We start from the raw sequence: 24,404 nt of genomic DNA, 5'->3' as shown, positions 1-24,404 counted from the left end.
ATGGGAGCTATCCGTGGATCGATCGTGTTACCCGACGGCATTCTTCAGGACGGCACGGTGGAGTGGGAAGGCAATCGCTTCACGCGCGTGGCGCGCAGTTCGGGCCCTGGGGAACGGTTGGAAGGTTACATCCTTCCGGGTCTGGTGGATATCCATTGCCATGGCGGCGGTGGAGTATCCTTCCCTGATGCAACACGTGAAGATGAAGTTCGCACCGCAGTCATGGAACACCGGAGGGCGGGCACCACTGGACTTGGCGCGGCGTCGTCGACAATGGATTTGGAACGAATGGAGTTCGTACTAGAGCTTCTTTCTCTCGCATGCGACGACGACCTCGTGGAAGCAATAGAAATAGAGGGTCCGTTCCTCTCCCGCGAACGCTGCGGCTCGCAGAATCCCCTGTACCTTTTGGCGCCCGATGTGGAGGTGGCCGATCGACTCATCGAGGCGGCTGGCGGACATGCGTGGGGGATGACCATCGCTCCGGAACTCGAGGGTGCGGAGGAGTTGGTCCGTCACCTAGCTGCCCGCGGTGTGGTACCCACATGGGGTCACACCAACTCAGACGATGAAACAGCGCGCAGACTAAACGAAGTTGCGGTGGAGGCGCTGCGAGCGTCGGGCGCAAGCCCCACCTCGTACCGTCCGGTTGCGAACCACCTGTTCAACGCTATGAGAGAGCTGGCACATCGCGCACCTGGGCCCGCTGCGGAGTACTTGGCAGCGGCGCATCGGGGCGACGCCATCGTGGAGCTTATTGGCGACGGAATCCACGTTGCGATCAACCTGGTTCGGACTACAGCCGAGCTCATCGGGCCAGACGCGATGGTATTGGTGACCGACTCGATGGCCGCGGCAGGGATGCCAGATGGCACGTATGAACTCAGCGGACTTCTTGTGCATGTCACAAATGGTGTAGCGCGACTGCGAGGAGGGAATCTAGCTGGCGGGACGTCGCACTTGATCGACGTGGTTCGCACCACGGTGCGCGCAGGAGTTCCCCTTCACGAGGCCGTCAGGATGGCAAGCATGACTCCGGCGAACGTCATAGGTCGCACAGATCTGGGACGCATTGAGGTGGGTTGCCGAGCAGATCTTGTTTGGGTGGATGAAGATCTGAATGTGCGCGAGGTGATCCGAGCTGGAGAGCCCGTGCAGCTCACCACGGATTGAGGATAGGCGGGTCGCTAGAATACTGGTGTGCGCCGTTCCAAGAAGTACTCCCGTCCAGTTCGCCCTCTCAACACTGAGGCCGCTATGGGTGGTGTGCACACTGAACAGGGGCGCGACGGCTACACGTACAAGGTCCACCACATTGCCAAGGGTTCCAAACAGTATGTGTGTCCAGGCTGTGGAGGCGTGATTGTGGTGGGCGAGCCCCATGAAGTCGTGTGGACCGAGGAGTCCATCCTTGGATCCCAGTTTGGTCAGGATGCGCGGCGCCATTGGCACACCTCGTGTTGGGTGCACCGCGGAAGGCAGTGAATCAGCTGGCCCGCGCGGTATTCTGAGGGCATGATGGCACTTCATTGGCGTCGTACTGGCCCAACATCAGATCTTCCCCTTGTATTGCTTCACGCGCTTCCACTCGATAGCTCGATGTGGGATGAAGTGCGCGGCGAACTCTCCGATGTAGACGTGCTTACGGTAGATGCACCCGGGTTTGGAGGTTCGCCTAGTGGTAGCGATCTGCAGCGGGACTATGAGTATCCGGAACCTTCACTCAGCGTGTATGTGGATGCGTTGCGTTCCTGCCTACGGGCTCGAGGTGTAGACAGGGTAGTCCTAGGTGGGCTTTCGATGGGCGGAGCCGTTGCAGCTGCGTTCACGTTGCGCCATCCGGATATGGTGGCTGGACTCGTTCTTATGGACACGAATATCGCCGCTGATCCACAAGGCGAAGATAATCCACGCAACAGAGCAATTGCGCTCTGTGATGAAGGACGAGGCAACGAGGCGGTGGCTGCATGGTCAACAACCATGGTTTCTCCGCTTGCTTCACAGGGAGTGAGAGATGCGTTGGCCGCTCAACTCTCACGTGTGGACTCTGTGGCGCTCGGATGGATTCAGAGGGCCATGCGTGATCGAGAGGACGCCACCGGGGCAGTGTCTGCTGTGGAAGGTCCGGTGCTTCTTGTGCGTGGAAGTGACGATCCCACGTGCAAGCCGCAAACTCTTTCTGCTCTACAAGAAAAGCGGCCCACCGCCAGAATCGTAGAGATCCCGGCTGCGGGCCACTTTGTTGCCAATGAGCGCCCCCGCGAACTGGCGGCGCTACTAGGCGATTTCTATGCTCAGGTAGAAAGCGCCTAAGAGGTCTGCCTTACTTAGTCATCTATCCGCCGTGAACAGGGCTGCGTGCCCCGCCAACAGGCTGTGTGCCCAGCCAACAGGCTGTGTGCCCAGCGAAGTTGCGCAGTGCACGGATCTACTCGGCTTGATCGGAATCGTCTGTATCGGATGCTGTTGACTCCTCGGCCTGTGCGCTGGTCTCCTCTACGAATTCCTCGCTTGAGGTGGCATCGGAAGGCTCGCCAGTGCTTTCGCCACGAACCGATTCGCCTTCTGCCGCAGCTGCGGGGGGTTCTGGTGCGGCGGCTTCAACGATAGAGCTCAGGGTGAGCCCAGAATCGGCGGTGGCAAGGGCCGAGCGCATGTCCTCAATGTATGAGGAAAGGTTCTTGCGCTGAGCCTCAAGAGCGGCAACGTGCTCATCGGCGGCGCGCTGGCGATCGCTGGCGTCAGCGATAGCTTCTTCTCGAACTAGCCGTGCCTCCTCGCGCGCTTCCTGAAGAATCTTGTCCGCTTGCTCGTTCGCGTTGGAAAGGCGCGCGGCTGCCTCTGCCGTGCTCTGCTCCGTGAGCTGGTTGGCGTGGGTTGTGGCCTCTGCAAGGCGGCGCTCAGCGTGCTCTGCTTGAGCTTCGGCGTCCTTAACCATCGAAGTGGACTTCTCGCGTGCGTCCGCTTCTACTGCTGCGCGTTCTGAAGCTTCTTGGCTGCGCAGAGCGGTGACTTCGCGGTTGACGCTGGCGCGTAGAGCGGCAGCTTCTTCGTTTGCTTCGGTGCGGATGCGGTTCACTTCGCGCTCAGTCTCCGCGCGCAGGGAGGCAACTTCCTGCTCAGCTTCAGCACGTAAAGCGGCTACTTCGGCAATAGTCTTCATGCGTAGCTCCTCTGCTTCGTGAGTTGCTTGGGACAACTGTGCGGATGCTTCGGTTTTGGCCTGGGAACGGACGCGATCTGCTTCCCGTTCTGCGGAGGATACGAGTTCCTCGGCAGTGCGGTGTGCGTTTGTTGTCAGCGTCTCTGCTTCGGAACGTGAGGTGATACGGAGCTGGTCGGCCTTCGTCTGAGCATGGGTCACCACATCTTGGGCTTCAGCTTCCGCTGCAGCTGTGAGGTGGTCAGCTTTGCGCTGCGCGCGGCTGACGATGCTTTGTGCGTCGGCGTTTGCACGGGTCATGACGTCAAGCGCCTGTTGTTCAGTGGCGCGCAGAAGGCGCTCCACTCGCGATCCGAGCCCGGAGTAAGTGGGGCGATCATTTTCACGGACTTGCTTTTGCGCTTTGGCCAGTTCGCCGGAGAGTCGGAGGATACGAGCATCTAAGCCCGCAGCCTGTGAACGTGTTTCGGATAGAGACTGTTCAAGTCCATGGATCCGTTCGTCCACTTGCGCGCGGTCGTATCCGCGCCGGACCACCGGAAAAAGGGGACTATCGTCAACCATGGATGACCTTTCAGTATCAAGAGTGCTGCTCAGTTCCATCTGGTGATGGCTGTTCACATCTTTCTTCAGGATAATAGTTGGAAGATAGAGTTGGGATTATCGGTCTGTGTTCGAGCGTGACTGAGCTAACCGTCAAAAGGCTAACGCACACGCTATTGTTATAAAAACGTTATTTTGACGCTGGGGTTGTGCCCGTTGTGCAGGTGGCGTACTCAAGACGCTACGGCCAAATGGTCAATGAGAGGAAATAATGCGAAAGCTTGCAGGGATTGTGCTGGCCGTCATGGGCCTCGTGATCGCCGCTATCGGGGTCGGCTCCGCCACCATTTGGAGCCCGGATCCTACGGTTACAGCTTCCACAGAGTCCTCTGATGCTGCATTCCTGTGGACTGATCCAGGCGTCCTCGACTTGGTGAACACAAAGGTGACGGTATCCGCGAAGGCTGCTGATCCTGAAGCGGACGTCACCATCGCTATTGGTTATTCTGACGACGTCGAAGCGTGGGCCTCAGGTCTTTCCGCGGGTCAGGTGACGGGGTTGTCCGATTGGGAGACCTTGGCTGTCACGGATGTTGCGGCCGAGGTTGACGATCAGCCCTCGCTTGCAAGCTCAGACAACTGGCTAGATACCGCAACTGCCGCGGGCTCAACATCGCTGGCCTACACGGTGACTGACCCAGGTCAGATCTCTGCAATCGTCAGCACATCGGATGGTTCCACTCCCACTGTGACTCTCACATGGGAACGTCATCAGGCCAACTCCGCTGTACTTCCTCTCATAGTCATCGGCATTCTGGTGACGGCCATCGGCTGCTTGCTGCTGGCCGTAAGTCACCTAGATCAGAAGCGCGAAGAGCAACGGCACCAAGCGCGCGTGCACTCCGCGGCTCGAAGGGCTTCGCGGGCAGCCGCGGAAACTGCCGTCATCGCTCGTTTCGAAGGTGACATCTCGACGAGTTCCCGTGAAGTGCAGACTGCTGCAACAGGCCACGCCTTCGGTGCAGGAATCCTCGGAGCGAGCCCGCGCACGGCGGAGCTGCGGACGCGTGAACTTCCAGAAGAAGCCCGGCTCATCATTACCCAACCGGAAGAACCTGCAGAACCCGATCTGAGCGAATCGTCTGATGACGGTGTTCCCGTCAAGCCCAGTGAAGATCCGGAAAAGACCGGTCTGCTAGGTAACGGTCTGCCTCAAGATGTTATTTCGCCATACTCCGCGGATGGGGCAAGTGCGCCGAGCGGAGAAGTTGAGCAAACACTCAACCACACCGAAACCGGCGAGCAACCTCAAGTAGCTCCCGCAACGGACTGGCGGCACAGGTGGGGACTCGGTGGATCGCAACCCACGCAGAAGGGTAACAAGGACCAAGACAATTCCGACGAGGGGAACGAGAATGCGTAAGTTTGGCGTTGTAATAGCCGCGCTGGCTGCCACATTGGCACTCTCCGCATGCAGTGGCGAAGAGGCTGTGCCCGCGCCCTCTGCGGCTACTGAGACCGCGCGTCCGGCGCTTTCGACCGAACGATTCAGTGACCTTCAGTCTGAGATCTTTGAGTCCGTCAGTTCGGCTGATTCAGAGCTGGATAAGGACGCACTGAGCAAACGGGCAATGGGACCATTCCTCAAGCAGCGCACTGCCGAATACAAGCTGAAGAGCATATTGGCAGATAGCTACGGGATGGACAACCTGTCCACTTCCGCTTCGCAAACCGCGATCTCGACGTCGTCGGTCTTCCCGCGTATTGCCGTGAGCATCATGGACGCGCCGCAAGGCTCGAACCTCCAAACAATCGACGTGTTTGCGCAGAGTACTGCCCGTAATAACTGGGGGCTGTGGGGCGTCATGAGCATTCTGCCTGGGGCCACAGTCCCGGGACTTGCGGTGGGTAATGCAGGTGCAGCAACAGTTGCAGCCGATGATAGCGATTCGCTTGTTGCGAGCCCAGGAGATGTCTTGGCTGCCTACGTAGCGCTCAACCAGACGCGTTCCGATTCGAAGGGACTGACATTTGCGGACGATTCGCTGCGCCAGACTCTTGCAGATGGTCAGGATGCCAATGCCAAGGCTGTAGAAGGTGCTGCAGATGTCACCATGCAGTTTGCCGCTGGCAGCGATGGCCCGCTCTCAGTGGTAACTGAAGACGGTGGCGCGCTTGTTATGGCGCAGATGAACTTCGTAACCACCATCAAGGTCACCGAAGACGGTGCCACTGTGAAACTTCAATCCACGATCGGCGCCTTGGGTACAGGGAAAGCTGATGGCGAAATCGAAGTGTCCGGCACAATGACGGCGTCCTACACTGTTTTGGTGGCATTCCACGTTCCGGCCGCAGACGCCGATGACTCAACAATTTCAGTTGTCGGTGCCAGCGATCCGGTGCTCCTCAGTGTGAAGAACGGATAGCAGATGACCCCGGCATTCGACGCCTCCATGTATGGCGCAGTAGATCTCTCTGGTCTGGCAGCTCGCGCTGCAGCTCCATCGTCGCCCACACCTCCGAGCGAAGGTGGAGCCACGATTGAAGGTTCGTTTGTCATAGATGTCACCGCATTGAATCTCCGGGACGCTCTGGAGACCTCCGCCAGTGTTCCAGTTGTGTTGTACTTCTACACGCCGCGGGCTGAACAGACTGTTGTTCTTGACGGCAAGCTCCAACAGCTGGCTCAAGATCGTGCCGGGCGATTCCAGCTTGGACGAGTGAATGCAGATACCAGCGCGGACGTGGCTCAGGCCGTTGGTATTGAAGGGTTGCCAGCCGCGGTGCTGTTGCTGCAAGGCCAGCCAATTCCACTGTTCCAAGGAATCCCAGCTGATGATCAGTTGCCTTCAGCAATCGATCAGGTTCTTCAAGTGGGTGCTCAATATGGGATTACCGGCGTGCTCGCTGGCGGGGAGCCACGTGAGCCAGCGGAACCGGCGCTTCCGCCGCATATGGCAGAAGCTTATGCTGCGCTTGAGCAAGGGAACACCGAACTCGCGCGGACGGAGTTCGAAGCGGCACTCAAGGTCAATCCAAGTCTTCGAGAGGCCCACATAGGAATTGACCACATTGATCTGGCCATGCGCGTGCAACAGGTGGACCGCGACGCCGCCCTCGAGGAAGCGCAGCGTGCACCGCTGACTGATATTGCGGCGCACATGACCGCGGCCGATATTGAGGTGTTTCACGGGTATCCAGATGCCGCATTCGCCCGTCTCATTGACGTCATTAAGGTGACAAGTGGAGATGAACGCAACGCTGTGCGCGAGCGCCTCCTTGAGCTCTTTGAGGTTGTGGGTGCGGACCAACCTGTGGTTTCCCAAGCGCGCCGCGCGTTAGCTTCTGCGCTGTTCTAAGGGCACGCGCTGAACGCGGTGGCACCGCACCATCGGGTTGCGTGTGTCGAGCTATCCGGCCGCCTTTGTGGCCGTTTGCCTTTGTGGCCTCTTGCCTTCGTGCCTCACCGATTCTCGGGATCTACCGCTTCTCTGGTGGGCGCGAGGTGGTCTTTCGAACTATCAGCTCAGATCTGAATATGAGCGAACGAGGCGATGACATTCCGCCATCGATCATGGCCAGCAGGGTGGTGACGGCGGCTTCACACATGGACTTGACTGGTTGACGGAACGTGGTCATTGGCGGGTTCGTGAAAGCCATGAGCGGCGAGTCATCGAACCCGGTCACCGAGACGTCTTCTGGCACGCGCTTGCCGATCGATTCGCAATGACGGATCGCACCGAGCGCCATGATGTCGCTACCACAAATGATTGCGGTGCAACCCATTTCGAGAAGCTGGGCTGCAGCCGACTGACCGCCTTCAACTGTGTACAACGTTTGTACGATGGGTGTTGGAGCGCCCGGGAATCGCTGATTCATGGCGTGAACGAAGCCAGTGGCCTTCTCTTGCGAGGGAATGAATCTGCCGGGACCGAGTGCTAAGCCGATCCGAGAGTGGCCGAGCGACGTAAGATGACGAACCGCTTGAGTGACGGCTCCGACGTCGTCAGATGAAAAGTCCGGTGCATCGATGGAAGGATGAGCGCCATTGATTGTCACGAAGGGCACGTGCATTTCGATCAACTTGCGATAGCGATCGATGTTGGCTGTTGTATCTGCGTGGAGACCGGAAACGAAGATGATGCCGGAAGCATGCTGATCTAGGAGCATCTGGACGTAGGAATCCTCTGTGATTCCGCCGGCGGCCTGAGTGCACAGTAGTGGAGTGTAACCCGAGATCGCCATGACGTTCTCAAGGTCCTGAGCGAAGATCGGAAAGATCGGATTGGAGAGTTCGGGCACTATGAGCCCGATGAGACCACCTGGGTGTTGGCGCAGGCGTTCGGGGCGTTCGTATCCCAACAGATCTAGCGCTGTAAGGACGGCCTTTCGCGTGCTGGGAGCCACGGTGTCTTTTCCGTTGAGAACTCGAGAGACCGTAGCCGTTGATACGCCAGCCTGTTTTGCGAGGTCCGCCAAGCGAATCCGATCAGACATGTGAACTCCAGAATCTATGCCCCATCATTGGGGACTCAGCTGTCTATGGGTGGATGGGCCGCCATAAGAGCCCAACTGCGTGCCAATAGCTCCTGTGGAATTGGCAAGTGTAACGCCGGACACCATCCGCCTCTTGCAAGATGTTACACGAAAGGAACTGGACTTGCCACGATTATCGGGGAATCAGGCGCAGAAACTGGCGCAGATAGTGCTCTTTACAGTATGAAACAGTTGAAAGTGTTTTCAGCGGCCAATTCTGTGATAGGGGGTTGGGCATTCGAAAACTCAATCCTGCTGAGAGCTGCGATATTCGGCTCATACGGCAACATGTTGGTGCACATGCGGATCAGCGGACTCCGCGTAGTTCGCAGAATCCGCTGATCCTAATATCGCAATACGCCTCGTGGAGGCTCTAACTTAGTCCTCGGGTTGTTCCGCCGCTTCGGACGAACTCGGGATCTCCGTCTGATTAGCACCTACAGCGTCTGCGTAACCCAGAAGCGGGGGCTGCTTCCTCTGTGATTGAGAGAGCAGGTGGCGTTCTGCTGCAGTATCGATGCGACGTGGTGATTCCTCATCAGGGCGGAAGTACACAACTCCGAACGGCGGGAGTTGTACGAGTGCAGAGTATGGGCGGTCGTTCCACGATACGTTCTCAGCTTGCACCGCGCCGAGGTTCCCGACTCCCGAGCCGCCATATTCAAGCGCATCGGAATTGAAGATCTCATTCCAGCGGCCGCCTTCAGGAAGGCCAACTCGGAAGTCGTTGTGAGGTACGCCAGAGAAGTTGCAGACCACGACCACCTTCTCCTTGTCGTCTGCACTCTTTCTGATGAACGAGATGACATTGGCATCGCCAGCCGAAGCATCGATCCACTCAAAACCGTGACCCGTAAAATCGTCGCTCCACAGCGCTGACGAGGCCGCGTAGATCTGATTGAGGGCCTTCACCATGGAAAGAACTCCGTCATGGGAAGGAACATCAGTGAGCCACCAATCTAGCCCCCTCGATTCGTTCCATTCCTGAATTTGAGCAAACTCTTGGCCCATGAACAGGAGCTTCTTACCTGGATGAGCCCACTGGTACCCCAAGAAGCCTCGTACGCCTGCAAGCTTCTGCCAATCATCGCCAGGCATCTTGGTGTAGAGCGAGCCCTTGCCGTGCACCACTTCATCGTGGGAGATGGGAAGCAGGAAGTGCTCAGAGAAGGCATAGACCAGTGAGAACGTTATTTCGCCGTGGTGCCAGCGCCGGTTGATCGGCTTCTCCTCAAGGTAACGAAGGGTGTCGTTCATCCACCCCATGTTCCACTTGAGACCGAATCCCAACCCGCCAGAATCCGTCATTCCTGTGACTCCTGGCCACGACGTGGATTCCTCCGCAATCATCACGATTCCGGGGTGTTCACGATAGGCCGTAGCGTTGACCTCTTGGAGGAAGGAGATTGCTTCGAGGTTCTCACGGCCACCATAGACGTTCGGCTGCCACTGGCCAGATTCGCGTGAGTAGTCGAGGTAAAGCATGGAGGCAACGGCATCCACACGAATCCCATCAACATGAAACTCTTCGAGCCAGTACAGTGCGTTGGCTACGAGGAAGTTGCGGACCTCGCGGCGGCCATAATCAAAGACTAAGGTTCCCCAATCGGGATGTTCGGCACGCAGAGGGTTTGGGTCCTCATACAGAGGGCCGCCATCAAAGTTGGCCAATGCCCATTCGTCCTTCGGGAAATGAGCAGGGACCCAATCCATAATCACGCCGATTCCGGCCTTGTGGAGTTCGGAGATGAGGAAGCGCAGGTCGTCGGGCGTACCGAACCTCGCCGTCGGCGAATAATAGCCAGTGACTTGGTATCCCCAAGACGGCGTGTAGGGGTGTTCGGCCAGAGGCATGAACTCGACGTGGGTGAATCCCGCATACTTCAGATGGCCGATGAGCTGGGGGGCAATTGACCGGTAGTCTAGTCCGGGGCGCCAAGAACCCAGATGGATCTCGTAGACGGACATAGGGCCAGCAGTAGCTTCGTGAGCCTCACGGTGTTCAATCCAACCTTCGTCCTCCCATTCGAAGTGGGACTCCGAGACTATTGACGCTGTGGAGGGAGGCTCTTCCGAACGGCGAGCCATGGGGTCTGCCTTTTGATGCCAAGAAAGATCGGAGTACTGGATTTCGTACTTATAGCGCGCTCCCTCCGATGCACCAGGGATGAACAACTCCCAGATGCCGGATCCGCCGAGCGTACGCATGGCGTGAACTGAACCATCCCACCCATTGAACTCGCCTGTCACGCGCACAGCCTTGGCGTGGGGTGCCCATACCGCAAAGCTTGTGCCGTGCACGGTACCCAGTTTGCTGGGGAAAGATCGCACGTGGGAACCGAGCGCCTTCCACAGTTTCTCGTGGCGCCCCTCGTTGAACAGGTAAATGTCCATTTCTCCCACTGTGGGAAGGAATCGATATGGATCGTCGGATCGATGTTCAACGCCGCCGTACACCGAGACAACTCGGTAGTCGAAGGTGTCTGTTCCTGGTAGAACAGCACGCCAGATTCCACGGTGCTCATGCACAGCTTCTGTGCGCCCCTCGGACGTCTCAATGAAGACCTTGTCGGCCAGACGCCGCAGGGTGCGCACCGTTATGGACTCATCACCTAGGTGTGGGCCCAGAATGTCATGCGGCGAGTGATACCAGCCATCAGCGACGGCGTCCAGGACGTGGGTGGGTACGGTGACAAAGTCCAGTGCGTTCATGTCTTGAGTCTCCCATAATCGAGCCCAACTCGTTGGGCAAATGCCGTAGCTTGGCTGCTCCCTCCCTAATTGGAGTGGAGAATCCTTTTGACCCCAGCAACTGGAATTGGCAACCATGTTGGGCGTTGCGCAACTTCGTAGGAAACCTCGTAGAGCGCCTTGTCCAGCATCAATGCGTCGAGCAGTACCTGCTCTTCCTCATCCAGAGTGCCATATCCGAAAAGGAAAGCTTCGCGAGCTGCCTCGCCCCACGATGCGAGTGCCTCCCGGTCTCCGCCATCCAGTTCTGCCGAGCCCACAGCATAGTCGAAGGAACGCAGCATTCCCGCGACGTCGCGCAGAGCAAGATCTGGCTGCGTCCGCTCCGCGAGTGGCCGCAATGGTTCTCCTTCAAAGTCGAGGGCAAACCAACCGCGCCCGGCGGCGTTGAGTACTTGACCCAAGTGATAGTCACCGTGGATTCGCTGGAGATCAGGCCAGTTGACGTGGGCCGTTGCCGTATAGACCATCTCAATTTGGCCTTCGAATTCCCCAAGTTCCGGCACTGCGGCAATGGCCGCTGCCGCCCGTTGTGCCCACGAATCACGGATGGCGGTGATGTGTTGCGCATCGGCATGGACAGTTGGGAACGCCTCCGCAAGTGCGGTGTGGAAACGCCGGGTGAGCCTGCCAAGATCAGTAATCTGCGGCCCTAGGGCGCCCAGAGTTCCGTCACAATCCTTGAGATCTTGCGTGATGACCTGCCACGCGTCAGTGGTTCCGGTCAAGAATTCCTGTACGACGACGACGTCGGCCACCCCACCTTCTATCTCCAGTTGGGCGGATCCATACTGGCGTGGAACGGTGCCCGTGGAACCGAGAGCCTGCTGAAGCTCCACATCGGGGTTGTGCCCGGGCGTGAATACCCGGAACACCTTGATGATGATGCGGCTTCCGTCCTCCAGATCGTAGATGATCGAGGTATTGGATTGCTCAGATGTGAGGCGCCGTGCGGCAACAACCGAACCAACTGTATTGATCGAATGGGCAATCAGCGGGTTGTGCGGTGATGGAGCGATTGATCGCTCGAGGATAAGCCGCTGCCCTTCCGGATCATCAGTGGCATCGAAGATGTCCCATTCCTGGAATGTCCCCACAGGTGAAGGAGCGGCGGCCTCAGCACGGTACGAGCCACGGATACGTAGAACCAACGGAATGTTGTAGCGCAGGCCGTCGTCGGCAACAAACCAGATGGCGAATGCGTTGGGTGCTGAGTCGAGAATGGCAACGTGGTATGGCTTCACGTGTGCGGTATCGCCAAAGTGCCAGCGGGCCGATGCAACCCACGGTTGGATCGCTGTGGCTAGGTCAGAAGGTGCAGGTAGGCTCGGACTGTCGGGCTCCATTGCGGTTGTGTTCCTCCTACGCCAGCGGGTGGCTGGCACGGTTCAGATGCCGGACCATTCTCAGTCACGGCGCTGGGTTTGGGGTGATCCCCTCAATCGGAGCCGGAACAGAATGTGCCGGTCCAGTGAGACTTAGCCACAGGAACTGTCTGGCCCCGAGAGTGACAGTATAGTCGCTGGAAACGGTTGGAAACCCGGCGCCACCGAATACGTCTGCCGCATGCCATCCTACAAACTTCTGAAGCTTGATTCTGCCCGCGCGCGCGGTGTTTGCGAGGTTGAATATGCAGAGCATTGTGGAGTTCGCGTTTCGCCTGATGAACGCAAGTACGGCCTCGTTGTCCACTTCTAGCATTGTGAAGGTCCCGTCTCCAAGCACCGGGAGCCTTCGCCGTACGTCAAGTATTCCGTGAAGCCAGTGGAGGAGGGAAGCAGGCTGGCTGATCTGGGACTCCACGTTCACAGCCACGTGGTTGTATACGAGCGATCCGATGACTGGCAAATACAGCTTGCCAGGATCGGAAACTGAGAAGCCGGCATTTCTATCTGGGTTCCATTGCATTGGCGTGCGGACGCCGTCGCGATCCGAAAGCCAGATGTTGTCGCCCATTCCGATCTCGTCGCCGTAGTACAGACATGGCGAACCGGGTAGAGAAAACAAGAGGGCGTGGGCTAGTTCGATCTCTGCGCGCGAGTTTCCGAGGAGGGGAGCCAAGCGACGCCGAATCCCAACATTCGCACGCATCCGCGGATCCTCCGCATACCAGGAGTACATACGAGCGCGATCCTCGGTTGAGACCATTTCGAGGGTGAGCTCGTCATGGTTGCGCAGAAAGGTTCCCCATTGGCCGCCAGCTGGCACGGGCGGGGTGTCATGAAGGATCGTGCGCAGCGCGGTGGCGCGTTGGTCCCGCAGCGCATAGAAGATCCGTGGCATCACGGGAAAGTGGAAACACATGTGACACTCGGGTTCCTCATCCGTCCCGAAGTAAGGAACCACGTCATTGGGCCATTGGTTGGCTTCAGCCAGCAGAATGGTGCCCGGAAACTCCCGATCTATGACACTGCGTAACTCTGCGAGAAACTCATGGGTGCGTGGCAGGTTTTCGCAGTTAGTTCCCTCCTCCTCGAAGAGGTAGGGAACGGCGTCGAGCCGAAAACCGTCTATACCCAGCTTGCCCCAATCGCGCGCCACATTGATGATTGCCTCGCGAACCTTGGGATTCTCAAAGTTGAGGTCTGGCTGGTGAGAAAAGAACCTGTGCCAGAAGTACTGGCGGCGCACGGGATCGAACGTCCAGTTCGATTCCTCGGTGTCAATAAAGATAATGCGGGCATCCTGGTACCCGGTGTTCTCGTCGCGCCACACATAGAAATCGCCGTATGGTCCGTCAGGATTCGATCGGGATGAATGAAACCATGGGTGCTCGTCAGATGTGTGGTTGATGACGAGGTCGATGATGATTCGGATTCCACGTTCATGGGCCTTGCTCACCAGATCTTTGAAGTCGTCCATCGATCCGTACTGGGGATGAACCGAGCTGAAATCTGAGATGTCGTAGCCGCCATCGCGCATAGGCGAAGGGTAGAAAGGCGGAAGCCAAAGGCAGTCAATTCCGAGCCATTCGAGGTAATCGAGATGCTTGATCAGGCCTTGAATATCGCCGGACCCACTGCCATCGGAGTCTCCAAAGGCACGGAGCAACACTTCATAGAAGACGGCGTGGCGGAACCATTCGGGATCTGGTGAGAGGGATGTGGGCACTACAGGTTCCTAATGCTGAGTACGTGAGCAAACTGCCAGCTCGGATCAAGAATTACAAACGGGTGGTCGTTCCACTGGAACACGTTTCCGGAAAGCTCATCCGTCACTTCGATGATGGGGGCTTCACTCCCATCTGCTGTGAGACCAAAGGGGCCTAGATCCAGCTCAATCTGAGCAGCGTGCGGGGATTCAGGATCCAGATTGACGGCCGTGATGATGGCGTCGAATTGCCCGTCAGGGCACTCTTCTGGGCGCGCGAAACGCGTGTAGCAGATGATGTTCGGATCAGAGGTCTTGTTGATGACGATTCCCCGCAGCCGTGAAAGCGCCGTGTGGCGATGCCGGATGCTGTTGAGCGTACCCAGAAGATGAGAAATACCCAGACTCTCCGCGGCTGCCCAATCGCGCGGCTTGAACTCATACTTCTCGTTGTCGATCTGTTCTTCGAATCCCGGGCGAGGCACGTCCTCAGCAAACTCGTATCCAGAGTAGATGCCATAGGTTGGAGATCCTGTGGCGGCGAGTACTGCGCGAATTGCGAACGGCCGAGGGCCTCGCTGCATGTAAGGCGTGAGAATGTCATGAGTCGTGGGCCAGAATGCAGGGCGAACGAGGTGATCTGATTCGTGACCGAGTTCGAGGAGGTAATCCTCAAGTTCTTCCTTCTCATTTCGCCATGGGAAGTAGCAGTAGGACTGATGGAATCCGGCAGCGCCCAAGCCGTGCAGCATCGGGGGAGCGGTGAACGCTTCAGCGAGAAACAGAATCTCAGGATGCTCTATCCGGAACTGGGCGAGGATGCGTTCCCAGAAAGCCACCGGCTTCGTATGAGGATTATCCACCCTGAAGATTGTGACGCCATGTGATACCCACAGCTCGAGGATTCGATAGATCTCCCGGTAGATCCCTTCGGGATCGTTATCGAAATTGAGTGGATAAATATCTTGGTACTTTTTGGGTGGATTCTCAGCGAATGCGATCGTACCGTCAGCCCGGGTGGTGAACCATTCCGGATGTTCCTTCAGCCAGGGGTGGTCCGGCGAGCATTGCAAGGCAAAATCAAGAGCCACCTCCATGCCCAACTCGTGTGCGTGATCCACGAGGGCATCGAAATCCTCAAAGGTTCCGAGTGTGGGTTCGATGGCATCATGACCACCGGCTGCAGAACCAATGGCGTAGGGCGAACCTGGATCACCCTGCGCCGCGATGAGCGTGTTGTTGCGTCCCTTGCGGTTGGTGGTACCAATGGGATGGATCGGTGTCAGGTATGCGACATCGAATCCCATACGTGCGATGCGGTCAAGTTCCTGTGTTGCTGTGCGCAATGTGCCAGAGACCCACGTGCCGTCGTCGTTCCTATACGCACCAGCCGAACGCGGGAAGAACTCGTACCAAGCCCCTGCTAAGGCGCGCTCGCGATCCACGTTAATCGGAAGAACATGAGATGTGGTAACGAAGTCGCGTACTGGATGCGCCGCCATCGCCTCTTCAACTTGAGGCGAACAAGCCGCTGCAAGCCGAACAGGAGCGGGCTGGCGTGAGTTTGCCACCTCGGAGAGCACTGAGATTAGGGTGACTGCGTGGGGCGTCCCTTCGGGAATCGCCTCGAGGGCGCGGCGGAAGAGCACTTCAGCTTCGAGGAACACCAGATCGATGTCGGATGCTGCAGCCACCTTGATCCGTGCATTGTGCTCCCATGTGGCATACGGATCTGACCACGCCCTGACGAAGAAACCCCATGCGCCAGGATAACTGGGCGTCAACCAGCCTTCATATCTATTCAAACCAGGCTTCGTGTTGACCATCGGTGAACGCTGAACCTCAACTCCTGAGGGGTCAACAAGCACGGCTTCCGCGCCGAATAGGTCGTGGCCCTCGCGGAACACCGTTGCCCGCACGGGAAACGACTCGTGTTCGCTACCCTTGGCTGCCAGCCGACCGTTCTCGATACACGGCGTTACGTCCATGATCGGAATGCGCCCGATGGCGGGCACAAACGTGCGGTCAAATAGCGCAGGTTCTGACGCTGTTTGCGCACGTGTTGCCGACGCCCCATCCGTCTGACTGGAGTCCGAGGGGTCCTTGCGGAGAGATTCGTATGTGCTCACACTCTCAGCCTAAGTGGTTTTGGCCCGTGATGCAGCGCTCAAGTTCGCGCGTCCATCGGGTTACGGAACTGAGAGTGCCGAGGTTTGGAGAGGGGGTTCAGCTGGCCGGTGGTGTGGCGGTGCATTCTGCTTAGGGCATCGGAACTCATTATCGGCTTTCGACGCGGCGTGAAGAGAAGTGGTGCACGTGCTTTGCCATGCCTGCCTGCCTGTGTGGGTCTCTGCGTGGGTTCCCGGGTGAAACATCTGTAATGGCACTGTATCGGCGTCGTAACCGACCGGAAATGCGAACTCCTTATCGTTCTTCATAGCGCAACACTGTTGCGCATCATGCAACATAATGACGATGGTGAAGGAACGCTGAAATGACCGATACCATGACCAGACCACAAGACAGTGCGGTCGATCCCGACCGCCGCGCAGGAATGATCAAGCTTGCTTCCTCTTCCTTTCTCGGAAACTTCATTGAATGGTTCGACTACGCAACCTACGCGTACTTCGCAACTGTCATAGCGGGAGTCTTCTTCCCAAGCGGTGACGATACCGTGTCCCTCATCCGTACCTATGCCGTGTTTGCGATCTCCTTCATCATGCGCCCCATAGGTGCGTTCTACTGGGGTCACTTCGGAGACAAGAATGGACGAAAGGAAACGCTGCTGCACTCAATCCTCCTCATGTCCGGTGCGTCCTTCCTCATCGGTGTGTTGCCGGGATTCGACTCGATCGGCCTCTTGGCTCCTGGCCTTCTTCTTGTCCTGCGTATGGTCCAAGGTTTTTCGGCCGCAGGTGAGTACGCCGGAGCAGCAACATTCCTGAGTGAGTCGGTTGGGCCAAAGCGTCGCGGACTCGCAGTGGCACTTGTTCCGGCCTCCACGGCTCTCGGACTCATGGCTGGATCCGCATTCTGGCTCTTTGAATCTTCGCTTCTCTCGAGTAGCGCGATGGACAGCTGGGGATGGCGCGTGCCCTTCCTCCTAGCTGGACCACTCGGTTTGGCCGCCTTCGTGCTTCGCAAGCATCTGACTGAGTCGCCCATCTTTGTGGATCTGCAGCACAGCCAAGATAGCAATGAGGAAACGCCGCTGAAGACACTGGTCACGAAGTACCCACGTCCCCTGATCAATGCCCTTGGCGTGTGCGTACTCAACGCTGTGGGTTACTACATCGTCCTGACATATCTTCCCACTTACCTCACGGATGAACTCAACGTCGACAGCACTATTTCGGGGGCTGCGACCACAACAACCCTCATCGCCTATGTGGCATTCGTGCTTTTGGCTGGCGCATACTCCGATCGGTTTGGACGTAAGCGCGTGATGCTGCTTGGTTGTGGCCTGTTCGTCCTTCTCTCGGTCCCCGCATTTGTTCTACTGGGGACGGGCGCAGTGGTGGCGATCTTCGTTGCGGAACTTGGAATGGCCGCACTGCTTGCACTCAATGACGGCAATTTGGTCAGCTATGTGCCTGAAACCTTCCCAACGGAAGTTCGCCTGTCTGGCTTTGCGGTGAGTTTCAACTTCGCCAATGCGATCTTTGGTGGCACAGCTCCTCTGGTTGCTACGGTGCTCATCAAGGCACTCGGTACACCAATGGCTCCGGCATGGTATGTGACCGCCATTGCGGCAATCGCCTTCTTTGCAGTTCGGAGTACGCACGTTCGCACGGACCTCTCCTCCAATGCCTGATGCCAGCAGCACTGAAGCGAGCAGATTCGCTTTGCCACCACACGACGAAAGAGAAAGCTTTTGATGACTGTGAACCCGATCCCGACTCGTTTATCCTCTCTTACTCTAGAGGACCTCTCTCAGACTGAGGGGATGCCAGCGATCCTGCCCATAGGATCCACCGAACAGCACGGGCCGTGCCTCCCTTACTGCACGGATGCAACGATTGCCGAGGGGCTCGCACTGCGATTGGCCGCGGTACTGCCCGCCGTTGTGTACCCAACCATTCAGTACGGTTACCGTTCGAACCCGAAGTCTGGAGGAGGTGCGCTCTTCCCAGGAACTATTGACCTCTCCGGCAGCACCGTCATTGCACTTGTGCGCGATGTCTTGCTCGAACTCATCGCCGATGGAAGGAGGAACATCCTCATAGTCAACGCACATTTCGAGAACGATCCATTCATCACCGAAGGTATGTGTTTGGCAATGGAAGCGGCCGGTTCGGGCGCGAACGTGCAGTGTATCCAAACCAACTGGTGGGATGGGCTGACGCCCGAAACCATCAACGCTTGCTTCGATGCCAGCGACTTTCCCGGATGGGCCCTTGAGCATGGCGGAGTCACAGAGACCTCCCTCATGTTGGCTCTGGCCCCTGAACTTGTGCGGACAGAACGAATCCCTTCTAGTGGTCTCGAGTTTGTGCCGCCCGCCTACCTGAGGTTCCCTCTCAAGAAGGGTGATGTTCCCATCGAAGGCAATCTCTCCCCTGCAGTTGGTTCAACGGCAGAAAAGGGAGAACTCATCCTCAAGGATGCTGTGGAGAGTATTTACAGAGCGTGCGAAAAGGAGTTTGACGCAGCATGGCCATTTGCTATCGCAATGCACAACTGATTGGAAAACAAGGTCTCTTTGACTTTGACGTTGAAGATGGTCGATTTGGTCAAATCCGGTCCGCTGATGCCAATGCAGTAATCGCACCGGGTTCCAACAGTATCGATCTCGAGGGAAGGTTGGTCAGTTCGCCCTTCTGCGACACCCACTTACACCTTGACTACGTGTACACCTCACACTTCGAGGCCGCTGAGAACTCCACAGGCACGCTCTTTGAAGGAATAAGCCGGTGGCACGATGTGAAGCAGACAGCCACAGTCGAATCAGTCAAGGAACGCGCCTCGCGTGCTATTCGCGAAGAGGTACTTGGAGGAACCCAACATATTCGTTCGCATGTTGACGTCACAGATCCAAGCCTGACAGCGCTCAGCGCAATGCTTGAGCTGCGCGAGGAGATGCGCGATCTGGTGGATATCCAGATCGTAGCCTTCCCTCAGGAGGGGCTGCTGGGATTCCCTCGCGGTGCGGAACTGGTTGAAGAAGCTCTCAAGATGGGCGCCGATGCGGTGGGGGCGATCCCGCACTACGAGCTGACCGATGCTGATGGTGCCCAGTCTTTGCGCCACATCGTGGATCTCGCTGTCCGCTATGGGAAGCGCATTGATGTGCACTGTGATGAGACCGACGATCCGATGTCGCGCCACCTTCAGACGTTGGCTGCTCTGGTCCATGCTGAGGACATGGGCACCAGGACGACGGCGAGCCACACCTGTTCGTTGGGTAGCGCGGACAACGCCTACTTCTTCAAGTTGCTCCGGCTCCTCAAGATGTCTCAGATCAACTTTGCGGTGGCCCCTGCCGAAAATCTCTACCTTCAGGGACGCCAAGATACATATCCGAAGCGGCGCGGGGTTACCCGAGTTAAGGAACTGCTCGATGAGGGAGTAAACGTCTCTCTCGGTCAAGACTCCATCTGCGACCCGTGGTATCCACTGGGTGACGGAAGCATGCTCAATGTTTTGGACTTTGCCGTGCATGTCAGCCAGCTCATGTCACTTGACGCATTGGACACGGCATTTGACCTCATCACGACTAATGGAGCCATCACGCTGGGGCTAGAGGAATACGGAATCGGGAGGGGCAAGCCTGCCAACTTCGTGGTGCTGGATGCTCCCTCAGCCTTCGACGCCTTGCGGCGTCGAAGTGACGTCATTCGTTCGGTGCGCCATGGCCGCACGTTGTTCTCGCGGGAGCCAGCGCGGATAACATCCGATTTCAGCCTAATGGCTGGCGGTGCATGGTAATCGCCGGTCACGAGTAGTGAGGGTACTTTGTGGGGCAAACGTTGGTTGGGGGTGGCGACCGGTGATCGCCACCCCCAACCCCGCGCTAGTCAAGCATTGGGAGATGGCCGCCCGCTCAGACGGCGCGAAATCCCCTGAGCACTCGATACCGTGGTCTCGATAATCTGTGTGCGGAGCTCCTCAGTGACTCGAACACGCGGCGCAGATACCACGACAGTCCCGGCCAAATTGGCCTCAAGATCAAACACCGGCGCAGAAACTGCGAACTCGAGGGGGTCGGAGTCGCCGTCGTTAATCGCGTAACCCGTTGCCTTGACGTCGCTGAGCTCCTGGAGGAGCCTCTTCACACCGGTCTTGGAGATGCGGTGGGGGACTCCATCCACAGCGCCAGACGATAGCAATGCCTGTGCCTGATCGCTCTCCATGTATGCGAGGGCTACGCGCACCGAGGCCGATCCCCAGTCGTGGTATTGCGTTCCCAAGCTTTGGGTATGACGAATGAGCTTTGGGCTCGGCACTTGATCGACGACGACGAGTGTTTCGTGCTCCACTACGGCCAGAGCACTTGTCTCGCCAGTCGCCTCTGTCGCTTTGAGCAAATGAGGGTGGGCGGCAACCCGGATGTCGAGAGAATCCAGCAGGGGAGCGGCGAGCATGAGGAGCGAAACGCCAAGGCGGTACTTGTCCGCATTGGAGTCCTTGGCGAGGTAACCCATGCGGGCTAGGGTCGCCATGATGCGAGAAACTGTGCTCTTGCTGAGGTTCACCCTGCGGGCGACTTCACTGACACCGAGCAAGGGTTCACCACCCGCAAAGCTCTCGAGAACTCGGAACCCATTAACCATGGACGAGGCGGGCACATCTTGCGAGCCAAAACGCAGCAGTGCAGAGTTCTCATATTCCTCGAAGGGCGCTGCTTCACCGCCCTTATCGTGCAACACAGATTCCTCCCGCACGTGCGTCAGTACACCATGTTCATGGCTTCACGCACTTCGGCCTGGGTGGCCTCCGCTTGTTCGTTTGCGCGTTCGATTCCGCGTTGAAGAACCTCGCGGAGATAATCCTCGTTCGCAGCCAGTTCGGCCCGGCGCTCGCGAATGGGTGCCAGAAGTTCATTGAGTGACTCAGTGACGACCTTCTTGAGGGTTCCGGCGCCACCATTTCCGATTTCGTCGGCAATAGTGCTGGGATCGCGATCTTGGCATAGTGCTGCCAGAAGCAGGAGGTTTGCCACTTCAGGGCGCCCGGCAGGATCGTACGTTATCGTGCGTTCCGAATCGGTCACAGCTTTCTTGACAAGCTTGGCTGTTTGATCTGCAGTCATGCCCAACTCGATGGTGTTGCCCTTGGACTTGCTCATCTTGGTGCCATCCAATCCGAGCACGGTTTCCGCTTCGGAGAGGAGAGCCTGCGGGCGGGGGAAAATTGGCTTCTCGGCGCCTGCTGGGCGCCCGTAGCGTGAGTCGAAGCGGTCAGCAATCACACGTGCTTGTTCGAGGTGAGGAAGCTGATCCTTGCCCACGGGTACTAGATTCGCCTTGCAGAAGAGGATGTCTGCTGCCTGATGAACAGGATAGGTGAGCAGGAGTCCGGACATCGGACGGTTTCCGGTGGCATCAAGTTCAGCCTTGACGGTGGGGTTGCGGCGTAGTTCGGCGTCTGTGACCAAGGAAAGGAATGGAAGCAGAAGTTGATTGAGGCCCTCGACCTGCGAGTGCGGAAAGATAACTGCTTTCTCAGGGTCGATGCCCACAGCCAAGTAGTCGGCCAGAAGTGAGTAGACACGCTCGCGGATTGGGCCGACGCCGTCGCGATCCGTGATCACTTGGAAGTCGGCAATGACCAGCCACGTCTCTACACCGGCACGTTGGAGACGCACGCGATTCCGCAGTGAACCGAAGTAGTGACCAATGTGAAGGTTGCCAGTGGGGCGATCGCCCGTCAGAACGCGGAACTCGCTTGGGTCCTTGGCGATACCTGCCTCGATCTTCTCGCTCAATGCCCGGCTGTGTGAGAGCGAGGCATCACTCGTGGAGTTTTCGAGATCTGATTCGAAGCTGTTGGTCATGATGTCCTTTTCTGCTTGCGCGTACTGGTAGATCGTATCTCAGAGTGCCACAGGACTCGGTCGGCCCCGGTTCACTTTGTCAGGTACAGCTGCATGGAGAACGGCGCAATTGCCGTCACAGCGTGAGGGATGAACACGTCGAGGTGGCTGTGCGGGCGTTCCCATGTGGACTCCCATACCAGAGTGAACGGGAGATCGCGTCCACGAGGCAGCACCACCGGTACGCGGTTGGCTGCACCATTGAGAACCATGAGTGCGTCCGGACTGGTTTTCCTGCCTGAACGGAACATCTGCAAAGTTCGGTTGTGAATGTCGAACCACTTGTGTTCCGGCATGGGATTTCCCGAGGCGTCGAGCCACTGGAGGTCGTGGATGAAGTCCTGATCCACTGCGCCTTCAGAGTAGAAGGTTTCTGGCCGCAGCACTTTGTTACCTTGACGCAGAGCAATGAGATAGGCCACCGTGGCGCGCAGGTCTTCTTGCCACGGCTCGAGGTGCCAATCAATCCAGGAGATTTCATTGTCTTGACAGTAGGAGTTATTGTTTCCGCCTTGAGTACGGGCGTGCTCATCGCCTGCAGTGAGCATGGGGGTTCCGCTGGAGAGGATGAGAGTTCCTAAGAGGTTACGCATGCTGCGCCGGCGAGCATTCATTACCGTTTCAGGTAATTCCCGCCCGTCCTGATCAGGTTCGCTTCCCTCCCAGCCGTGATTCCACGACTTGTTGTCATTTGAGCCATCGCGATTGTTCTCGAGGTTCGCTTCATTGTGCTTGTGGTCGTAGGAGACCAGATCACGCAGTGTGAACCCATCGTGAGCGGTAACGAAGTTGATGGAGGCAAATGTGCCCCGTCCGCCCGGAATCCGGCCGTGCCCAAAGAGATCAGCCGAACCGGAGAGGCGAGTGGCTAAGTCTCGCAAGTCCTCGCCTGTCCCACCCGTGGCCATAGATCGAGGTTCGGCCACCCAGAAGCTGCGAACAGTATCGCGGAAATGATCGTTCCAATCGGCGGTGGGAGTAATGAAACGGCCGGTTTGCCAACCATTTGGCCCCAAATCCCACGGTTCGTTGATGATCTTTACGGCCGAGAGAACGGGGTCGGTAGTCAGCCCCATGTGAAATGGATGGTGGTTATCGAACTGCTCACCATTGCGCCCAAGCGTTACGGCCAAATCGAAGCGGAATCCGTCCACGCCAATGTTGGTGACCCAGTACCTCATTGAGTCCAGAGCAAGCTTGACAACTTTCTGGCGGCGGAAATCGAGTGAGTTGCCGCAGCCCGTGGTGTCCATGATCTGGGACCGGTCAGTAGGCTCTTGGAGGTAGTAGGAGGTCTGGTCCAAACCCCGCCACGAGACAGTGGGGCCATCAATCCCCGCTTCGCACGTGTGGTTGTAGACGACGTCGAGAATGACTTCGATTCCCGCTTCGTGCAAGGACCGAACCATGTTCTTCACTTCGGCGACGACGGCGACCGGCCCGGCCTCGCGAGCCGCTTGAGTTGCGTAGGAGGGTTCGGGAGCGAAGAAATTCAGGGTGTTGTATCCCCAGTAGTTCGTGAGTCCCTTCTGCGTCAAGAAGGATTCGGCCATGTTGGCATGGATGGGAAGGAGTTCGAGTGCGGTGATTCCCAACTCCTGAAGCCGCTTGATTGTGGCGGGGTGGCCAGCACCGGCATAGGTTCCACGGAGTTCCTCGGGGACCAAAGGGTCAAGCATCGTCAGACCTTTGACGTGCGCCTCGTAGATGATGGTGGAGTTCCAGTCCGTGCTGGGGTGAGAAATAGGGAAATCTGCTGTGCCGCTCAGACAGTCTTCTGAAATGAAGGGCCCATTTCCTTCGACGACGACCCCGTAAGCCATGCTGGCTGCTGAGTCGCGATCATCTGGAACGGTCGTGGAACCAACAGGTCTGAGTTGCAGGTCAACGCGATGTCCGAAGAGCGAAGGGTCAAGTATAGGGGTTCCAGTTATTGCTTTTGCGTACGGATCCAGAAGCAGCTTGGCCGGATTTTGACGAAGTCCGATCTCTGGCTCCCAGCGCCCGTGGACTCTGAAACCGTACCTTTGGCCGGCGCAAACATCGGCAACGTGACCGGACCATACGCCAAGAGCACCGCGCAGTGAGTAACGTCGTTCCGTGAGATTCCCAGCATCGCCGTCGATAAGGCACAACTCCACTGCCGAAGCCTGTGGCGCTCTCACTGCGAAATCTGCACCATCAGACACAAGATACGCGCCCAGCCTGATCGGCCTGTTCACAGCGGGGGTACTCGGTTCGGGCTCTCTGAAATGATACTGAGAGCCCGCAATAATCTTGGTTGCC

18 protein-coding genes are annotated in these 24,404 nt (G+C 57.7%); 9 read left to right on the top strand and 9 right to left on the bottom strand.

All coding sequences use genetic code 11. The annotated features are described in order from the left end of the window. The 3 genes from H2O17_RS09440 to H2O17_RS09430 are packed head-to-tail and all read left to right on the top strand — an operon-like array spanning position 1 to position 2,313. Positions 1–1,173, top strand: a complete 1,173-nt coding sequence (locus H2O17_RS09440; protein WP_182049440.1) for an N-acetylglucosamine-6-phosphate deacetylase — start codon at positions 1–3, stop codon at positions 1,171–1,173. Positions 1,174–1,200: 27 nt separating this feature from the next. Then, positions 1,201–1,485 (top strand): ATP/GTP-binding protein, encoded by a 285-nt coding sequence (locus H2O17_RS09435; RefSeq protein ID WP_182049439.1) that lies wholly within the window; start codon positions 1,201–1,203, stop codon positions 1,483–1,485. A gap of 30 nt (positions 1,486–1,515) precedes the next feature. Beyond that, complete coding sequence (locus tag H2O17_RS09430; protein ID WP_182049438.1) at positions 1,516–2,313, top strand: alpha/beta fold hydrolase; 798 nt, start codon at positions 1,516–1,518, stop codon at positions 2,311–2,313. 115 nt (positions 2,314–2,428) lie between these two features. On the opposite strand, the gene H2O17_RS09425 is transcribed toward H2O17_RS09430, so the two are convergent. Continuing rightward, on the bottom strand, positions 2,429–3,727 hold the full coding sequence (locus tag H2O17_RS09425) for a cell division protein DivIVA (protein WP_182049437.1): 1,299 nt from the start codon (positions 3,725–3,727) through the stop codon (positions 2,429–2,431). A gap of 250 nt (positions 3,728–3,977) precedes the next feature. On the opposite strand from H2O17_RS09425, the gene H2O17_RS09420 reads away from it, so the two are divergent. The 3 genes from H2O17_RS09420 to H2O17_RS09410 are packed head-to-tail and all read left to right on the top strand — an operon-like array spanning position 3,978 to position 7,065. Continuing rightward, the gene (locus tag H2O17_RS09420) at positions 3,978–5,129 is read left to right on the top strand and encodes a hypothetical protein (RefSeq protein WP_182049436.1); all 1,152 of its coding nucleotides are present in this window, start codon (positions 3,978–3,980) and stop codon (positions 5,127–5,129) included. Then, complete coding sequence (locus tag H2O17_RS09415) at positions 5,122–6,132, top strand: DUF8094 domain-containing protein (RefSeq protein ID WP_182049435.1); 1,011 nt, start codon at positions 5,122–5,124, stop codon at positions 6,130–6,132. The genes H2O17_RS09420 and H2O17_RS09415 overlap by 8 nt, the downstream gene beginning before the upstream one ends. A 3-nt stretch (positions 6,133–6,135) precedes the next feature. Beyond that, positions 6,136–7,065 (top strand): co-chaperone YbbN, encoded by a 930-nt coding sequence (locus tag H2O17_RS09410; protein ID WP_182049434.1) that lies wholly within the window; start codon positions 6,136–6,138, stop codon positions 7,063–7,065. Between the two features lie 121 nt (positions 7,066–7,186). Here H2O17_RS09410 and H2O17_RS09405 read toward each other — a convergent pair whose 3' ends face one another. The 5 genes from H2O17_RS09405 to H2O17_RS09385 all read right to left on the bottom strand — a co-directional run bounded on the left by H2O17_RS09405 (position 7,187) and on the right by H2O17_RS09385 (position 16,212). After that, a complete protein-coding gene (locus H2O17_RS09405) occupies positions 7,187–8,203 on the bottom strand; it encodes a LacI family DNA-binding transcriptional regulator (RefSeq protein WP_182049433.1) in 1,017 nt (338 codons plus the stop codon). A 417-nt stretch (positions 8,204–8,620) separates the two neighbouring features. Beyond that, the gene (gene glgB / locus H2O17_RS09400) at positions 8,621–10,954 is read right to left on the bottom strand and encodes a 1,4-alpha-glucan branching protein GlgB (protein WP_182049432.1); all 2,334 of its coding nucleotides are present in this window, start codon (positions 10,952–10,954) and stop codon (positions 8,621–8,623) included. Between the two features lie 65 nt (positions 10,955–11,019). After that, positions 11,020–12,339: a phosphotransferase gene (locus H2O17_RS09395; protein ID WP_182049431.1), complete on the bottom strand. Its 1,320-nt coding sequence runs from the start codon at positions 12,337–12,339 to the stop codon at positions 11,020–11,022. Positions 12,340–12,403: 64 nt separating this feature from the next. Next, entirely contained in the window at positions 12,404–14,104 is a 1,701-nt protein-coding gene (gene treS, locus H2O17_RS09390) for a maltose alpha-D-glucosyltransferase (RefSeq protein ID WP_182049430.1), read from the bottom strand. Further along, positions 14,104–16,212, bottom strand: a complete 2,109-nt coding sequence (locus H2O17_RS09385; RefSeq protein WP_316932612.1) for a maltotransferase domain-containing protein — start codon at positions 16,210–16,212, stop codon at positions 14,104–14,106. The genes treS and H2O17_RS09385 overlap by 1 nt, the downstream gene beginning before the upstream one ends. Positions 16,213–16,577: 365 nt before the next feature. On the opposite strand from H2O17_RS09385, the gene H2O17_RS09380 reads away from it, so the two are divergent. From H2O17_RS09380 to codA, 3 genes are all read left to right on the top strand, one after another. Then, positions 16,578–17,897, top strand: coding sequence for an MFS transporter (locus H2O17_RS09380; protein ID WP_246311220.1), 1,320 nt, complete (start codon positions 16,578–16,580; stop codon positions 17,895–17,897). A 63-nt stretch (positions 17,898–17,960) separates the two neighbouring features. After that, positions 17,961–18,767: a creatininase gene (locus H2O17_RS09375; RefSeq protein ID WP_262486065.1), complete on the top strand. Its 807-nt coding sequence runs from the start codon at positions 17,961–17,963 to the stop codon at positions 18,765–18,767. Beyond that, the gene (codA, locus tag H2O17_RS09370; RefSeq protein WP_182049428.1) at positions 18,737–20,011 is read left to right on the top strand and encodes a cytosine deaminase; all 1,275 of its coding nucleotides are present in this window, start codon (positions 18,737–18,739) and stop codon (positions 20,009–20,011) included. The genes H2O17_RS09375 and codA overlap by 31 nt, the downstream gene beginning before the upstream one ends. A gap of 89 nt (positions 20,012–20,100) precedes the next feature. On the opposite strand, the gene H2O17_RS09365 is transcribed toward codA, so the two are convergent. The 3 genes from H2O17_RS09365 to glgX form a co-directional block, all read right to left on the bottom strand. Then, positions 20,101–20,952, bottom strand: a complete 852-nt coding sequence (locus H2O17_RS09365) for an IclR family transcriptional regulator (RefSeq protein ID WP_182049427.1) — start codon at positions 20,950–20,952, stop codon at positions 20,101–20,103. 20 nt (positions 20,953–20,972) lie between these two features. Beyond that, positions 20,973–22,079 carry a tryptophan--tRNA ligase gene (gene trpS, locus H2O17_RS09360; RefSeq protein ID WP_182049426.1) on the bottom strand — a complete coding sequence of 369 codons (1,107 nt, stop codon included), beginning with the start codon at positions 22,077–22,079 and terminating at the stop codon, positions 20,973–20,975. Between the two features lie 71 nt (positions 22,080–22,150). After that, complete coding sequence (gene glgX / locus H2O17_RS09355) at positions 22,151–24,340, bottom strand: glycogen debranching protein GlgX (RefSeq protein ID WP_281363085.1); 2,190 nt, start codon at positions 24,338–24,340, stop codon at positions 22,151–22,153. Positions 24,341–24,404: the final 64 nt, after the last annotated feature.

The sequence above is a fragment of the Changpingibacter yushuensis genome (genome assembly GCF_014041995.1).
Classification (GTDB): Bacteria; Actinomycetota; Actinomycetes; order Actinomycetales; family Actinomycetaceae; genus Changpingibacter; species Changpingibacter yushuensis.
The sequence above is the reverse complement of the archived record's forward strand: the minus strand, read 5'-3'. Positions and strand labels throughout refer to the sequence as shown.

Excerpts from the sequence above, each read along its gene's own strand:
- H2O17_RS09375 (WP_262486065.1), top strand. The coding sequence starts at position 17,961 with ATGACTGTGAACCCGATCCCGACTCGTTTATCCTCTCTTACTCTAGAG.
- H2O17_RS09430 (WP_182049438.1), top strand. The coding sequence starts at position 1,516 with ATGATGGCACTTCATTGGCGTCGTACTGGCCCAACATCAGATCTTCCC.
- H2O17_RS09380 (WP_246311220.1), top strand. The coding sequence starts at position 16,578 with ATGACCGATACCATGACCAGACCACAAGACAGTGCGGTCGATCCCGAC.
- H2O17_RS09405 (WP_182049433.1), bottom strand. The coding sequence starts at position 8,203 with ATGTCTGATCGGATTCGCTTGGCGGACCTCGCAAAACAGGCTGGCGTA.
- H2O17_RS09415 (WP_182049435.1), top strand. The coding sequence starts at position 5,122 with ATGCGTAAGTTTGGCGTTGTAATAGCCGCGCTGGCTGCCACATTGGCA.
- H2O17_RS09410 (WP_182049434.1), top strand. The coding sequence starts at position 6,136 with ATGACCCCGGCATTCGACGCCTCCATGTATGGCGCAGTAGATCTCTCT.
- H2O17_RS09420 (WP_182049436.1), top strand. The coding sequence starts at position 3,978 with ATGCGAAAGCTTGCAGGGATTGTGCTGGCCGTCATGGGCCTCGTGATC.
- H2O17_RS09425 (WP_182049437.1), bottom strand. The coding sequence starts at position 3,727 with ATGGTTGACGATAGTCCCCTTTTTCCGGTGGTCCGGCGCGGATACGAC.
- codA (WP_182049428.1), top strand. The coding sequence starts at position 18,737 with ATGGCCATTTGCTATCGCAATGCACAACTGATTGGAAAACAAGGTCTC.
- H2O17_RS09395 (WP_182049431.1), bottom strand. The coding sequence starts at position 12,339 with ATGGAGCCCGACAGTCCGAGCCTACCTGCACCTTCTGACCTAGCCACA.
- H2O17_RS09440 (WP_182049440.1), top strand. The coding sequence starts at position 1 with ATGGGAGCTATCCGTGGATCGATCGTGTTACCCGACGGCATTCTTCAG.
- trpS (WP_182049426.1), bottom strand. The coding sequence starts at position 22,079 with ATGACCAACAGCTTCGAATCAGATCTCGAAAACTCCACGAGTGATGCC.
- glgB (WP_182049432.1), bottom strand. The coding sequence starts at position 10,954 with ATGAACGCACTGGACTTTGTCACCGTACCCACCCACGTCCTGGACGCC.